The 14,396-nt window shown below is 75.3% G+C and carries 15 protein-coding genes; 7 read left to right on the top strand and 8 right to left on the bottom strand.

Going from position 1 to position 14,396, the window contains the following annotated elements; genetic code table 11:
• Positions 1-14 precede the first annotated feature (14 nt).
• Positions 15-1,028 (bottom strand): siderophore ABC transporter substrate-binding protein, encoded by a 1,014-nt coding sequence (locus tag ACI79D_RS23820; RefSeq protein WP_456921008.1) that lies wholly within the window; start codon positions 1,026-1,028, stop codon positions 15-17.
• Between the two features lie 124 nt (positions 1,029-1,152).
• On the opposite strand from ACI79D_RS23820, the gene ACI79D_RS23825 reads away from it, so the two are divergent.
• Positions 1,153-2,172, top strand: coding sequence for an aldo/keto reductase (locus tag ACI79D_RS23825; RefSeq protein WP_456921009.1), 1,020 nt, complete (start codon positions 1,153-1,155; stop codon positions 2,170-2,172).
• Here ACI79D_RS23825 and ACI79D_RS23830 read toward each other — a convergent pair.
• Complete coding sequence (locus tag ACI79D_RS23830) at positions 2,142-2,987, bottom strand: PaaX family transcriptional regulator (RefSeq protein WP_456921010.1); 846 nt, start codon at positions 2,985-2,987, stop codon at positions 2,142-2,144. The two genes, ACI79D_RS23825 and ACI79D_RS23830, sit on opposite strands and share 31 nt — an antisense overlap.
• Positions 2,988-3,122: 135 nt before the next feature.
• On the opposite strand from ACI79D_RS23830, the gene ACI79D_RS23835 reads away from it, so the two are divergent.
• Positions 3,123-3,488, top strand: a complete 366-nt coding sequence (locus tag ACI79D_RS23835; protein WP_456921011.1) for a hypothetical protein — start codon at positions 3,123-3,125, stop codon at positions 3,486-3,488.
• Positions 3,481-3,921: a hypothetical protein gene (locus ACI79D_RS23840; RefSeq protein ID WP_456921012.1), complete on the top strand. Its 441-nt coding sequence runs from the start codon at positions 3,481-3,483 to the stop codon at positions 3,919-3,921. Before ACI79D_RS23835 ends, ACI79D_RS23840 begins: the two co-directional genes overlap by 8 nt.
• A 22-nt stretch (positions 3,922-3,943) precedes the next feature.
• Here the strand turns inward: ACI79D_RS23840 and ACI79D_RS23845 are convergent, their stop codons facing one another.
• Positions 3,944-4,651, bottom strand: coding sequence for a hypothetical protein (locus ACI79D_RS23845; RefSeq protein WP_456921013.1), 708 nt, complete (start codon positions 4,649-4,651; stop codon positions 3,944-3,946).
• Positions 4,652-4,797: 146 nt separating this feature from the next.
• Between ACI79D_RS23845 and ACI79D_RS23850 the strand changes: the two genes are divergently transcribed.
• On the top strand, positions 4,798-7,089 hold the full coding sequence (locus tag ACI79D_RS23850) for a SpoIIE family protein phosphatase (protein ID WP_456921014.1): 2,292 nt from the start codon (positions 4,798-4,800) through the stop codon (positions 7,087-7,089).
• Positions 7,090-7,129: 40 nt separating this feature from the next.
• Here the strand turns inward: ACI79D_RS23850 and ACI79D_RS23855 are convergent, their stop codons facing one another.
• Together ACI79D_RS23855 and ACI79D_RS23860 are read right to left on the bottom strand one after the other, a co-directional pair.
• Entirely contained in the window at positions 7,130-7,651 is a 522-nt protein-coding gene (locus tag ACI79D_RS23855; protein ID WP_456921015.1) for a flavin reductase family protein, read from the bottom strand.
• A gap of 65 nt (positions 7,652-7,716) precedes the next feature.
• Positions 7,717-8,655: a hydroxymethylglutaryl-CoA lyase gene (locus tag ACI79D_RS23860; RefSeq protein WP_456921016.1), complete on the bottom strand. Its 939-nt coding sequence runs from the start codon at positions 8,653-8,655 to the stop codon at positions 7,717-7,719.
• A 155-nt stretch (positions 8,656-8,810) separates the two neighbouring features.
• Between ACI79D_RS23860 and ACI79D_RS23865 the strand changes: the two genes are divergently transcribed.
• Complete coding sequence (locus tag ACI79D_RS23865) at positions 8,811-9,689, top strand: diguanylate cyclase domain-containing protein (RefSeq protein WP_456921017.1); 879 nt, start codon at positions 8,811-8,813, stop codon at positions 9,687-9,689.
• Positions 9,690-9,761: 72 nt separating this feature from the next.
• Here ACI79D_RS23865 and ACI79D_RS23870 read toward each other — a convergent pair whose 3' ends face one another.
• A complete protein-coding gene (locus ACI79D_RS23870; protein WP_456921018.1) occupies positions 9,762-10,181 on the bottom strand; it encodes a hypothetical protein in 420 nt (139 codons plus the stop codon).
• Between the two features lie 274 nt (positions 10,182-10,455).
• Positions 10,456-11,541, bottom strand: a complete 1,086-nt coding sequence (locus tag ACI79D_RS23875; protein ID WP_456921019.1) for a M20 family metallopeptidase — start codon at positions 11,539-11,541, stop codon at positions 10,456-10,458.
• A 93-nt stretch (positions 11,542-11,634) separates the two neighbouring features.
• Between ACI79D_RS23875 and ACI79D_RS23880 the strand changes: the two genes are divergently transcribed.
• Both ACI79D_RS23880 and ACI79D_RS23885 read left to right on the top strand, forming a co-directional pair.
• Complete coding sequence (locus ACI79D_RS23880; protein WP_456921020.1) at positions 11,635-11,979, top strand: PadR family transcriptional regulator; 345 nt, start codon at positions 11,635-11,637, stop codon at positions 11,977-11,979.
• Between the two features lie 10 nt (positions 11,980-11,989).
• The gene (locus ACI79D_RS23885; RefSeq protein ID WP_456921021.1) at positions 11,990-12,556 is read left to right on the top strand and encodes a hypothetical protein; all 567 of its coding nucleotides are present in this window, start codon (positions 11,990-11,992) and stop codon (positions 12,554-12,556) included.
• A gap of 9 nt (positions 12,557-12,565) precedes the next feature.
• On the opposite strand, the gene pgm is transcribed toward ACI79D_RS23885, so the two are convergent.
• The gene (gene pgm / locus ACI79D_RS23890; RefSeq protein WP_456921022.1) at positions 12,566-14,200 is read right to left on the bottom strand and encodes a phosphoglucomutase (alpha-D-glucose-1,6-bisphosphate-dependent); all 1,635 of its coding nucleotides are present in this window, start codon (positions 14,198-14,200) and stop codon (positions 12,566-12,568) included.
• Positions 14,201-14,396 lie beyond the last annotated feature (196 nt).

The raw sequence follows: 14,396 nt of genomic DNA on the forward strand, positions 1-14,396 counted from the left end.
CGGTGCCGCGTCGGTCATGCGGCGATCTGCAGGACGTCGTCGATCATGATCTTCGTGGTGTCGATGCCGCCGAACACGATGTACCAGGCGACCGGGTCGAGGTAGACGATGTGGTCGTCCTGGTAGGCCTTCGTCTGCTTGACGATGTCGTTGTCGAGCACCGCCGCGGCTGCCTGCGCACCCTCGGCGCCGGTGGCGGCGTCCCGGTCGACCACCCACAGGTAGTCGGGGTTGGTCTCGAGCAGGAACTCCAAGGAGACCGGCTCGCCGTGCGTGGCGGCCTCGACGTCGTCCACGACGGGCTGGACGCCGAAGGCGTCGTAGATCAGGCCGCCGCGCGCGCCGCGCCCGGACGCGTCCTCGCCGGCCGGGGCCATCGCGCTGAGCTCGCCGCCGGAGACCATGAGGCCCAGGCCGGTGCCCGCCTCGGCGGTGGCGGCGCGCGCCTGCTCGATGCCCGCCTCGATCTCGCTGATCGCGGCGGCGGCCTCGTCCTCGGCACCGAGGACCTCGCCGAGGAAGGTCGCGTTGCGCTCCAGGTTCTCGGTGTACGAGCCGCGCAGGCTCAGGTCGACGGTCGGCGCGATCTCGCTGAGGTCCTCGTACAGCGCCGAGGAGCGCCCGCCGATGACGATCAGGTCGGGCTGCTGCGACTCGATCTCGACGAGGTCGGCCTCGAACAGCGTGCCCGCGTTGAAGGCGTCGTCGGCGAGGTACTGCTGGAGGTGGTCGGGCACCGAGTCCAGCGGGGCGCCGGCGATCTCGCCGCCCAGGGCGCCGATGGTGTCGAGGCTGGCCATGTCGAACACGACGATGTTCTCGGGGTTCTTGGGGACCTCGACCGTGGTCTCCTCGAGGACGGGCTCCGCGTCCTCGGCGGCGGTGTTCCGGTCCCACGTGAAGGAGACGGTCTCGGTCTCCGCGGCGCCGGCTTCGGCCGTGTCCTCGCCCTCGCCGCACGCGGACAGGGTCAGGGCGGTGACCACGGTGAGGGAGAAGGCGGCCAGCGGCCGGGCGGCGGTACGCATCGTGCTCCTGAGGTAAGGCTTGGCTAACTGAGGGCGCCCTAACGTGCCACACGGCCTGTGCCGGCTGTCAACCGGGTCCCGGCCTGCCGGTTGAGTGCCGGGTCACACGGGCAGGGGCAGGGGCATGGAGACGCGCACCATCGGAGACCTGACCGTGTCCGCCCAGGGCCTGGGCTGCATGGGGATGAGCGAGTTCTACGGCACGGGTGACCAGGCCGAGGCCGAGGCGACCATCCAGCGGGCGCTCGACCTCGGCGTGACGTTCCTCGACACCGCCGACATGTACGGCCCGTTCACCAACGAGCGGTTGGTCGGCCGGGCGATCGCCGGTCGCCGCGACGAGGTCGTGCTGGCCACCAAGTTCGGCAACGAGCGCGGCGAGGACGGCTCCTTCCGCGGCATCAACGGCCGGCCCGAGTACGTCCGCCGCGCCTGCGACGCCTCGCTGCAGCGCCTCGGCGTCGACGTCATCGACCTCTACTACCAGCACCGGGTGGACACCGCGGTACCCGTCGAGGACACCTGGGGTGCCCTGCGCGAGCTGGTCGAGGCCGGCAAGGTCCGGCACGTCGGCATCTCCGAGGCCGCACCGGAGACGATCCGCCGGGCGCACGCCGTACAGCCGGTGACGGCCGTGCAGACCGAGTACTCGCTGTGGACCCGCGACCCCGAGGACGACGGCGTGCTGGCCACCTGCGCCGAGCTAGGCATCGGCTTCGTCGCCTACTCGCCGATCGGCCGCGGGTTCCTCTCCGGGCAGATCCGCAGCCTCGACGACCTCGCGCCCGACGACTTCCGGCGGCACAACCCCCGCTTCCAGGGCGAGAACTTCGCCCGCAACCTCGAACTGGTCGACCGGGTCCGCGAGATCGCCGAGGAGAAGGGCGTCACCGCCACCCAGCTGGCGCTGGCGTGGGTGATGGCGCAGAGCGGGCGGGACGGCAGGCCGGTCGGGGGTGGCGGGGTGGGTAGGCCGGTTGTCGTGCCGATCCCCGGCACCAAGCGGGTCACCTACCTGGAGGAGAACGCCGCGGCCGCCGACGTCCGGCTGTCCGACGACGACCTGCGCCGGCTGGACGAGGCCGCCCCCGCCGGCGCCACGGCCGGGGACCGCTACCCGGACATGTCCACCGTGCACCGCTGACCCGAGCGCGGGCGATCCGGCTGCGCGAGCACGGTGGCCACGTGCTCGCGCGCCGGGGGGTGCAACCGGGCGCAGAGCTCCTCCCAGGCCTCCCACAGCTCCGCGCCCGGCCAGCCGTGCGGCCGCAGCGCGTCGGGGAGCATCGGGTCGCTGACCCCGATCCGGCGGATCTCGGCGAGGACCCGCAGGTGGGTCACCAGCGCCGGCCTCCCGTCGGGCGGCGGATCGGCCAGCACCGCGCGGATCCGGTCGATCACCCGCCGGTACGCGGCGGCGACCCCCTGCAGGTCCCAGCAGCGGGCGGCCAGGTCGACGTCCGAGCCGCCGGTCTCCGGGGTCACCTGGGCGGTGAGCACGTCCAGCCGGCTCAGCGGCTCCCGGGCCAGTGCGGTCCGGACGTCGTCCAGCGCGACCTTGTGCGGGGACAGCCAGGTGGCCGGGGCGAGCGGGCCGAACCCGTGCCGGGTCAGGGTGCGGCGCACCCGCTCGCGGGCCGACCGGTCGGTCTCGGGCACCGTGTAGATGACCATCCGCCAGCGGCCGTCCCAGGGGCCCAGCCGCTCGTCGAGCCGGGCCCACCGGGCACGGACGGCGGCCCGCAGGTCCTCGGTCGGGGTGTAGAGGGTCTCCCGGCCGCGGCGGGAGGCGGCCAGCCAGCCGGACCGGCGCAGCGCGGCCGTCGTCATGCGCGTGGTGGGCTCGGCGACGTCGAAGGCCTCGAGGAGGCCCACCAGGGCCTGGAGGCGCACCGGCTGCTCGGTCACGGCGTCCAGGTGCTCGGAGAACAGGTCGACGACGAGGTCGCGGACGGTCATGGCGGTCCTTTCGGCACGCCCGTCACTGAGCGCGCCCCCGTGGTGTCCGTCCCGGCCGAGGGCGGTGTCCGGGACGTTCCCCCTACGCGGGAGGATGGCATCCGTGCGCGCCGCCGTCCCACCGAGGTCCCCTCGGTGACCCCGGTGCTGGTCGTGGCGGTGACCGTCCTCGCCGCCGCGGTGGCCCTCGCGGGCCTCGCCTCCACCGTCGCCCGCCGGCGGATCGGCCTGCTGCACCTGTGGGGCACCGCGCTGCTGGAGGTGCTCCTGCTGGTCCAGGCGGGCATCGCCGTCGCTGCGCTGGTGGCCGGCGACCGCCCCGCCGAGACCGCCACCTTCCTCGGCTACCTGGGCGGGATCGTGCTCGTGCCGGTGGCCGGCGCGCTGTGGGCCCGCTCCGAGCCGACCCGCTGGTCCGGCGCCGTGCTGGCGATCGCCGCCGGCGCGGTCGGGGTCATGATCTGGCGGTTGCTGCAGCTGTGGGAGGCGACGGGTGGCTGAACCGGGACGGCGGGGCGTCGACGACGCGGGGGAGCAGACGGCCGGCTCGACCGGCGGCGGCCCGGGGCGGGTGCTGGTCGCCGTCTACGGCGTCTTCACGCTCGCCGCGGGGTCGCGGGCCGTCGTCCAGCTGGCGACGCGGTTCGCCGAGGCGCCGGTGGCCTACCTGCTCTCCGCCCTGGCCGCGGTGGTCTACCTCGTGGCGACCGTGGCGCTGGCCCGCGGCGGCCGCCCCACCGCGCTGACCGCCATCTCGGTGGAGCTGGCCGGCGTGCTCGTGGTGGGGACGCTCTCCCTGGCCGACCCGGCCGCCTTCCCCGACGAGACCGTCTGGTCGGCCTACGGCAGGGGCTACCTGTTCATCCCGCTGGTGCTGCCGGTGGTCGGCCTGCTGTGGCTGCGGCGCGTGGGGCGGGAGGCCGCGACCGGCTGACGGTCGCGGCCTCCCGGCGGGCTCAGAACTCGCCGCCCCCGCCGAAGTCCCCACCGAAGTCGCCGCCGCCGAAGTCCCCGCCGGAGTCCCCCCAGCCGCTGTCGGCGCCGCCGGCGAAGTCGCCGCCCGGGTCCCCGCCGGGGTCCCCGGAGTCGGCGCCCTCCGCGTAGGCCTCCTCGTCCCCGCCGCCGAACAGGCCGCCGTCGCCGAGCCCGGTGTCGAACAGGGCGTCGGCGACCGCGGTCCCCACGACCAGGCCGCCCACGGTGCCCAGCAGGCTCGCGCCCATCATGCTGCCGAAGCTCGGCCCGCCGATGCCGGGCCCGTAGCCCCCGCGGCCGTAGCCACCCCCGTAGCCGGGGCCGGGGCCGTACCCGGGGCCGTACCCGCCGCCGAAGGCCCGCTCGAGGATGCCGGGCTGGCGCATCTCCGCCCGGGTGGCGGCGCGGGCCAGGCTGCGCGGGTCGTCGCCGCGCGCCTGCTCGCCCGCGGCGGCCAGCTGGTCGAGGACCTGCCGCCGCTGCTCCGGGTTGAGCTGCGCGAACGCCTCGGCGTGCGCCTCCTCGATCTTGTCCGGTGGCGCGGTCCGCAGCAGGTAGCGGTAGCGCTCGATGGCGCGCTCGTCGTCCGAGCCGCCGCGGGGCGGTGGCGGCGGCGCGTCGTACCCGTGTTCGCTGCCGTACTGGTGTCCGGGCCGGCGGCGGCCGAAGAGCCGGTCGAGCAGTCCCATGGCGATCGTCTCCCTCCACCTGGAGCACGACGTGCCCCGTCGCTGGGTTCCCGCGCCACGCCCGCCCACACCTGCACCGACGGAACCGCAGGTCAGCGGCGTCCCGGTGCTGGCCGACACCGACGAGCCGCGGTTACTGTCGTTCCGTGCCGGCCGACCGGGACGACCTCCCCGAGGTGCCTCCCCTCCACGACGACATCGACGACATCGGGCAGGCCGGCATCGTCACCGCCGCGACGGCCGTGGTCGCCCGGCACGAGTCCTCCGGCACCGCCTCGGCGGCGCTCCCCGGCGTCCTGGCCGACGTGCCGGTCGCCGTGCTCGTGATCGACCAGAGCGCCGGGGCGGTCACCTACGCCAACACCGCCGCGGTGGAGATGGCCGGCAACGTGGCGCTGCCCGTGGACGTCGACACCTGGGGCACCTCGGCGGGCCTGACCGACCTCGGCGGCCGGCCGCTGGTCAGCACCTCCGGCCCCCTGTCCCTCGTCGCGCAGGGCCAGCCGGTCAACGGCGAGGCGGTGCGCCGCGCGCCGGACGGCACCGCCGCGGGGGAGGCGCCCGGCGACCCGGGCCAGCTGCTCTGGGTGACCGGGTTCCCGCTGTCCCACCCCACCAGCCACCAGCAGCTCGCGCTGGTGGTGTTCCTGGAGGTCGACCCCGGCGCCTCGGCCGACGGCGACCCCGACCGGTACCTGCAGGCTCTGCGGGAGCGGGCCGTCGTCGCCACCGACATCGCCTTCACGATCACCGACCCCCGCGAGCCGGACGACCCGCTGATCTGGGTCAACCCGTCGTTCACCCGGATCACCGGCTACGGGTACGAGGAGGCGGTCGGGCGCAACTGCCGCTTCCTGCAGGGGCCGGCGACCGACGCCGCGGCGGTCCGGGAGATCCGGGCGGCGCTCGAGGAGCGCCGCCCCCTCACGACGACGCTGCTGAACCACCGCAAGGACGGCACGGCGTTCTGGAACCAGCTGTCGATCAGCCCGGTCTTCGACGGCGAGGGGTCCCTCGTCAGCTTCGTCGGCGTGCAGACCGACGTCACCGAGCGCGTGCGGGTCGAGGGGAAGCGCGAGGCGGCCTTCGCGGCCGAGCAGACCGCCCGCCGGGAGGCCGAGCTGGCCCGCGCGACGGCCGAGCAGGCACGGGCCGACGCCGAACGCGCCCGCGTCGAGGCCGAGCGGGCGCAGAGCCGGCTGGCGCTCATGGCCGAGGCGACGAGCACGCTGATCGCCACGCTCGACCTCGGGGACCTCCTCGACCGGCTGGCCCGGCTGTGCGTGCCCCTGGTCGCCGACTGGGCGTTCATCACCCTCGTCGACGACTCCGGCACGGTGGAGCGCACGGCGTGGCGGCACCGCGAGGGACGCGAGGAGGAGCTGCGGCTGCTCGAGGTGACGCACGTCCCGCACCTGCCGGAGGGCTCGCCGACCCGCCGGACCATCGCCACGGCCCGCCCGGTGGTGGTGCAGCAGGCAGAGGAGTCCCTGGCCGGGGCGTTCGCCACCGAGGCGGCGCGGCAGGCCTTCGGCCGGATCGGCGGGGCCTCGTTGGTGGCCGTGCCGATGGTCGCCCGACGGCGGACCCGGGGCGCGATCCTGCTCGGGCGCGCCGCGGCGGAGCGACCGTTCAACCAGGACGACGTCGACCTCGCCGAGGACCTCGCCCGCCGCGCGGCGCTGGCCATGGACAACGTGCGCCTCTACGAGCAGGAGCACACGGTGGCCGACACCCTGCAGCGCTCCCTGCTGCCGCAGCTGCCGGAGATCCCGGCGGTCCAGTCGGCCGCGCACTACGTCAGCGCGTCGGAGGCCGCCGACGTGGGCGGCGACTTCTACGACCTGCTGCACCTGCCCGACGGGTCGGTCGGCATGGTCATCGGCGACGTCGTCGGCCACGACATCGCCGCCGCGGCGGCGATGGGGCACCTGCGCGGGCTCATCCGGGCCTGCGTGTGGGAGGCGCCCGACCCCGACCCGGGCGCCGTCCTCGCCCGGGTCGACCGGCTGGTGCAGGGGCTGGGCGTGGCGTCCATGGCCACGCTGGTCTACGCGCGGGCGGAGCCGCCGGCCACGCCCGGGGCGCCGTGGCGGGTGCACCTGGCCAGCGCCGGGCACCCGCCGCCGCTGCTGCGCGCGCCGGATGGCACGGTCCGGGTCCTCGCCGAGGTGGCCGGGCTCCTGATCGGCGCCGACGGCAGCGTGCGTCGGCCGACGACGTCCCTCGACGTCCCCTCGGGGATGACGCTGCTCGGCTACACCGACGGGCTGATTGAGCGGCCGGGCACGGACCTCGACGAGGGCCTGGCCGAGCTGGTCACCCGGGTGGCCGCCGCGCCGCGGGACGCCTCGCCCCGGCAGCTGTGCGACGCGGCGGTCGCCGGGTCCCTGGACGGCCGGGACGACGTCGCGCTGATCGCCGTCCGGTTCTGCTGACGTCCCGGCCCGCTCCGGTCCCGGTGCCCGGCGGGACCGGTCAGCCGTCGGCGCCCGCGAGCAGGCCGTAGGCGCCGCGGTGGAACAGCAGCGGACGGCGGCCACCGTCGGCGCCGAGGTCGAGCACGCGGGCGGCGACGAGGGTGTGGTCGCCGCCGTCGTACTCGGCCCACAGCTCGCAGTCGATCCAGGCCACGACGTCGTCGAGCACCGGCTGCCCCTGCCGGCTCGGCCGCCAGTGCACCCCGGAGAACTTGTCCGCCCCGGAGCGGGCGAAGGCGCTGGACAGGTCGTGCTGGTCCTCGGCGAGGACGTTGACGCAGAACCGGCCGATCTCCCGCAGCTGCGGCCAGGTGCGCGAGGTGCGGGCGGGCGCGAACACCACCAGCGGCGGGTCCAGCGACAGCGAGCTGAACGACTGGCAGGTGAAGCCGACCGGGCCGTCGTCGGCGAGCGCGGTGACCACGGTGACCCCGGAGGCGAAGTGCCCGAGGACCTCCCGCATGACCAGCGGGTCGATGACCTCGACCGCCCCCTCCGCCCCGGACCCCGTGTCGCTCATGACCCCAGCCAACCACGGCGGCCCGGATCCGGCCGCCGGTCTTCCGCCAGGCGTCAGTCGCGGTGTCAGCCGACGGCCGCGGCGTCGCGGGGGACCGAGCGGCCGCCGGCGCGGTACAGCGAGCTGGGCAGCTCGTGGCCGACGGCGTCCTCGGTCACCCGTGCGGCGGCCAGGACGGCGTCGAGGTCCAGCCCGGTGCGCACGCCGGACTCCTCGAGCATGTAGACCAGCTCCTCGGTGGCGATGTTGCCGCTCGCGCCGGGAGCGAACGGGCAGCCGCCGAGGCCGCCGACCGACGAGTCCAGCTGGGTGACCCCCGCCTGGACGGCGGCCAGGGCGTTGGCCTGGCCGGTGCCGCGGGTGTCGTGGAAGTGGACGCCGACCGGGACGCCGGGGCAGGCGCGGCGGACGGCGTCCAGCAGCTGGACCACCCGCAGCGGCGTCGTCGTCCCGATGGTGTCGCCGAGACAGAGCTGGTCGGCGCCGGCCGTGACCGCGGCCCGCGCGACGTCGACCGTCCGGCCGATCGGGGTGCGGCCGTCGAACGGGCAGTCCCAGGCGGTGGCGATGATGACCTCCAGCGAGCCGCCCGCGCCGTGGGCGAGGCCGGCGATCTCCGCCACGGCGCCGACCGCCTCGGCGGTGGAGCGCCCGGCGTTGGCCCGGCTGTGCCCGTCGGAGGCCGAGACGACGTACTCCAGGTTCGGCACGCCGGCGTCCACCGCCCGGGTCGCGCCGCGCGGGTTGGCCACCAGGGCCGACCAGTGGACCCCGCCCCACCGGGAGAGCTCGGCGGCGACCGCATCCGCGTCGGCCAGCGCGGGGACGGCCTTCGGCGAGACGAAGGAGGTCGCCTCGATCCGCCGCACACCGGTCGCGACCAGGGCCTCCAGCATCCGCAGCTTGGCCTCCAGCGGCACCGGGGCCTCGAGCTGCAGCCCGTCGCGCATGCCCACCTCGCGGACGTCGACGGCGGCCGGCAGCACCAGGTCGAACTCGTTCACGGCAGCCCCCTCGTCGCGCGGTCAGGTGCAGCTCCCATCCTGCCCCGCGGCGAGGTTCCACGTGGAACGGGACGGGGCATCCCAGACTGAGAACTTGCAGCGATTCGCCCATGATCTGCGCAGAATGTGCGGCAGGGAGGTGGGATGTGACGAACGTGGCCGGCACGCTCCCCCCGGCGGATCGCCGGAGCGCGTTCGCCAACGCCCCGATGGGCATCGTCCTCGCCACGCCGTCCGGCCTGCTGGTCGACGCCAACCCCGCCTTCACCGCGATGCTCGGCCGGAGCACCGACGACCTCTACGGCTGCTCGGTGCTCGAGCTCATCCACCCCGAGGACGCGATGTCCACGGCCGAGGCCTACACCGAGCTGGTCGAGCGGCGCCGGACGATGCGCCACGAGACCCGCCTGGTGCGCCAGGACGGCAGCGTGGTGCCGGTGCAGGTCACGTCGTCGTGGGTGGAGGCGTCGCCGGAGGGCGACCCGCCGCACGTCGTGGCGATCGTCGAGGACATCACCGAGCGCAAGGCGCTGGAGGCCGCGCTGGTCCACCGCTCGCTGCACGACCCGCTCACCGGCCTGCCCAACCGGATCCTGTTCGGCGACCGGTTGCGTCACGCGCTGGAGCGCGGGCACCGGGAGCGCACCCCCACCTGCGTGCTCGGCATCGACCTCGACGGGTTCAAGGAGATCAACGACGAGTACGGCCACCCGGTCGGCGACGCCGTCCTCATCGCCTTCGCCGAGCGGCTGGTGTCGGTGCTGCGGGCCAGCGACACCGCCGCCCGCGTCGGTGGTGACGAGTTCAGCATCGTCTGCGAGAACAGCGAGCGCGAGGACGCCGAGGCGCTGGCCGACCGGCTGCGGCACACCGTCACCGAGCCCCTGCGGGTGGACGCGGTGACCATCCCGCTCAGCATGAGCATCGGGATCGGCACGGTGGGCGGCGGCACCGACCCGGAGCTGGCCTTCGAGCTGCTGGTGCGGGAGGCCGACGAGGCCATGTACGCCGACAAGGCCGCCCGCCGCCGCTGACGGGGCGCGCACTCCCGCGTCGCTGCGGCCCCCGTCCAGAGGCTCACCCCGAGCCTGGCCCCGCCCGGCCGGTCACCCGGCGGCTGCTCCCGCCCAGCCGGTCACCCGGCGGAGCCGGGCGTAGACCGCGGTGAGCACCGGTAGCGGCGCGGCCAGCAGCAGGAACATCGTCAATCCCACCCGGTCGTCGCCGTCGTCGAACGCGACCCACCCCGTGACCAGCGTCAGCAGCAGCACCGCGACCGCGGCCACCGCGGATCCGAACAGCAGGGCCGGCGTACGGCGCTGCAGCAGCTGGGCCGCCCCGGCGATCAGTCCCACGGCGCAGGGCAGGCCGAGCAGGAGGAGCACCGTGACGGGATCGTTCCCACCGGAGGCCACGGCGATCAGGAAGAACAGGGAGGCCAGCGCGGTCAGCCCGCCGGTGACGAACCCGAGGACGATCGCCGCGGTGGCCACGCCGGGGCGCGCCGGCCCGTCAGGCCACGCCACTGCTGCCGGCGACCACCCCCAGCCGGGACCGTGTCCCGGCGGAGGGCCGTACGCCGGCGGAGGGCCGGAGGACGCCGACGGGTCGTAGCCGGGAACGGGCACCTGGGGCGGCGGCGGTCCGTAGCCGGCGGGGACGTGCCCCGGAGGCTGTCCGTGGCCCGTCGGCGTCGACTGCTGTCCCGGCGGGACCGCGTCCCAGCCGTGCTCCTGTCCGTCCCCGTGCATGCGGCCAGTCTGCAGCCGACCGTTGCTGCTGACGTGCAGGCGCGGACCGTCACCCCCGCCAACGGGTGACGACGTCGGAGAACACCGCCGCGGCCTGCTCCAGCTCGGCGAGCTCCACGTACTCGTCGACGGCGTGCATCACCGCGGGCGTGCCCGGCCCCCACACGACGATGGGCGCGCCACCGACCACCTGGCCGAGCACCGACGCGTCGGTGAAGTAGGTGGCCGGCGTGGACCGCACGGTCGCGGGCAGCGAGGCGACCCACGGGTCGTCGGCGGGGGTGCCGACCGGCGGCAGGTCCACCCGGACCTCCACGTCGGCCACCTCCGGCTGGTCGCGCCACCAGGCCAGGAGCGGTGCGCCGTCGGCGACGGTGCGCATGTCGATGACGGCCTCGGCGCGGTCGGGGACGACGTTGGGCACGGTGCCACCGGTGACCACGCCCGGGTTCCACGTCTCGGTGCCGAGGAACCCGTCGCTGCGCAGCGGCAGCGCACCCCCGGCCCGCCCGAGGACCGCCACGAGGTCCAGGACGGCGTTGTGCCCTCGCTCGGGCGTGCTGCCGTGCGCGGCCCGGCCCGCCGTCCGGGCGGCGAGCCACAGCGCGCCCTTGTGCCCGAGGACGACCTCGTTGCCGGTCGCCTCGGGGACGATGACCGCCCCCACCGACTGGTCGGCGACCGCGGCAGCCGCGGCCGCGGCGCCCTTCGAGCCGATCTCCTCGTCGCTGGTGAGCAGCAGCGCGACCGGCGTCTGCGGGTCGGCGGCCGCCAGCGCCGCGACCGCCGCGACCACCCCGGCCTTCATGTCGCTGGCGCCCCGGCCCCACACCCGGCCCTGGTCGAGGTCGGCGCCGAAGGGGTCGCGCTGCCAGGCGGTGGGGTCGGGCACCGGCACGGTGTCGACGTGGCAGGCCAGCAGCAGGTTCGGCCGGTCGGGGTCGGCCGGCGTCCGCAGCAGGGTCCAGGGGTGGTCGCGGTCGCGGCCCTCCGTGACCTGCAGGTGCGGGGCGCGCTCGCGGAGCACGTCGGTGAGCGCGCCCAGGAGGTCGCGCTGCGCGGCCGCGTCCCCCGAGATCGTCGTCCGGCCGACGAGCTCCCGCACCAGGTCCACCACGTCGAGTTGCGCAGCCATCCTCCGATCGTCGCCGGTTCTCCCGGAAACCGCCGCTCGCGGGCCGCGGTTACTAGCTTGTGCGCCTGACTAGTCAGCCGTACCGTCTAGCGCGTGGAAGCGGAGCGGTGGCCAGGAGAGTGGCTGCGCGGCGTCCTCTCCCTCTGTGTCCTGCGGGTCGTCGCTGACGGCCCCACCTACGGCTATGCGATCGCCGTCCGTCTGCAGGAGTCGGGCCTGGGCGTGGTCAAGGGCGGGACGCTCTACCCGATCCTGACCCGTCTGGAGGGCGAGGGGCTGGTGACCTCGGCGTGGGCGGCCGGCGAGAACGGCCCCGGTCGCAAGTTCTTCACCCTCACGCCACAGGGTGCCGACGCGTTGCGCGGCCGCACCGAGCAGTGGCAGGTCTTCACCGAGCGGGCCACCGGCCTGCTGCTCGCCCCGTCCCATCGGTCCTGAGGAGCCCGCCATGAGCCATGTCCTGAACGGTGCCGACCAGGCCTGGTGCGACGACCTGCTGCTGCGGTTGCGCATGCTCGATGTCCCCGGTTCCCGAATCGGCGAGGTGCTGGCGGAGGTGCAGAGCCACGTCGCCGAGACCGGGGAGAACCCACAGCAGGCCTTCGGGACCCCCAAGGAGTACGCCGGGGAGGTCGCTGGGGCGCTCGGCATCACCACGGGCGGGCCCTGGCGCACCCTGCGACGGGGGCTGCGGTGGTCGGACCTGGTGGTCGCGGTGGTGACCGGCCTGGCCGCCTTCTCCCTGGCCGACGGCCTGTGGTCGCTCGGCGCGCGGGAGACCTCGCTGTTCGGGCTGCCCGCCTGGCTCGTCTCCGCCGTCGCCGCCCTGGTGCTGGCCTGCTGCACCGCACGCTTCGTCGTCTCCGCCCGCGACGGGCGCTCCGCCGACCGGGTGCTCGACCCGCGGACGGGCGCCGACATGGTCCCGTTCACCCGGCAGCAGGTGACCCTGCTGGCCGGCCTCCCCGTGTTGTTCCTGGCGCTGATGCTGGTCGGCGGGCTGCTCACCCGGTGAGCGGGCGCGTCATCCCCCGAGGGAGGCGCTGACGACGGCGCGCGCCTCCTCCTGCACCTGCGCCAGGTGGTCAGAGCCCTTGAACGACTCCGCGTACACCTTGTAGACGTCCTCGGTGCCCGAGGGCCGGGCGGCGAACCAGGCGTTCTCGGTGACCACCTTGAGGCCGCCGATCGCGGCGTCGTTGCCGGGCGCCCGGGTGAGCTTGGCGGTGATGGGCTCGCCGGCCAGCTCGGTGGCGGTGACGTCCTCCGGCGACAGCTTGGCCAGCTGGGCCTTCTCCTCCCGGGACGCCGGGGCGTCGACGCGGGCGTAGGCGGACTCCCCGTACTCCGCGGTCAGCTCGGCGTGCAGCTGGGACGGCGAGCGGCCGGTCACCGCCTGGATCTCGCTGGCCAGCAGCGCGAGCAGGATGCCGTCCTTGTCCGTCGTCCAGACCCGGCCGTCCCGGCGCAGGAACGACGCGCCGGCCGACTCCTCGCCGCCGAACCCGACCGACCCGTCGAGCAGGCCCGGGACGAACCACTTGAACCCGACCGGCACCTCCACCAGCCGCCGGCCCAGCCCGGCGACGACCCGGTCGATGAGGGACGACGAGACCAGCGTCTTGCCGACGGCGGTGTCCTGGCCCCACTCGGGCCGGTGGGAGAACAAGTAGGAGATCGCCACGGCGAGGAAGTGGTTGGGGTTCATCAGCCCGCCGTCGGGGGTGACGATGCCGTGCCGGTCGGCGTCGGCGTCGTTGCCCGTGGCGATCGCGTAGTCGGCGCGCTTGCCGATGAGCGAGGCCATCGCGCTCGGCGAGGAGCAGTCCATGCGGATCTTGCCGTCCCAGTCCAGGGTCATGAACCGCCAGGTGGGGTCGACCAGCGGGTTGACCACGGTGAGGTCGAGGCGGTGCCGCTCGGCGATCGCACCCCAGTAGTCGACGCTCGCCCCGCCCAGCGGGTCGGCGCCGATCCGCACCCCGGCGTCCCGGACGGCGTCGAGGTCGAGCACGTTCGGCAGGTCGTCGACGTAGGCGCCGAGGAAGTCGTGGCTCTGCGCCGCCGCCCGCGCCCGGGTGAACGGGACCCGCTCGACGCCGTCCAGCCCGGCGCGCAGCAACGCGTTGGCGCGGTCGGCGATGGTCTTCGTCGCGTCGGTGTCCGCGGGGCCGCCGGACGGCGGGTTGTACTTGAAGCCGCCGTCGCGGGGCGGGTTGTGCGACGGCGTGACCACGATGCCGTCGGCCAGGCCCGACGTGCGCCCCGCGTTGGCCGTGAGGATCGCGTGGCTCACCGCCGGCGTGGGCGTGTACCGGCCGGCGGCGTCGACGAGCACGGTCACGTCGTTGGCGGCGAGCACCTCCAGCGCACTGGCCCAGGCCGGCTCGGACAGCGCGTGGGTGTCCCGGCCGAGGAACAGCGGACCGTCGTAGCCCTGGGCCGCCCGGTACTCGCAGATCGCCTGGGTGGTGGCGAGGATGTGCGCCTCGTTGAACGCGGCGTCGAAGGCGGAGCCGCGGTGGCCGGAGGTGCCGAACGCCACCTGCTGGGACGGGTCGGCCGGGTCGGGTTCCCGCGTGTAGTAGGCGGTGACCAGCGAGGCCACGTCGATGAGGTCGCTGGGCCGGGCCGGCTGTCCGGCGCGGGGGTCGGTCATGTGCCGATCCTGGCCCGCCGGGTACCCCGGGCGCGACCGGTGCCGGTGTCGCGCCTGCCCCGTGCCTGCCCCGGGTCGCGCTCGCGCCGCACCCCGCGGTGGGGGGGGGGGGGGGGGGGGGGGGGGGGGGGGGGGGGGGGGGGGGGGGGGGGGGGGGGGGGGGGGGGGGGGGGGGGGGGGGGGGGGGGGGGGGGGG

The sequence above is a fragment of the Geodermatophilus sp. SYSU D00708 genome, assembly GCF_054050115.1.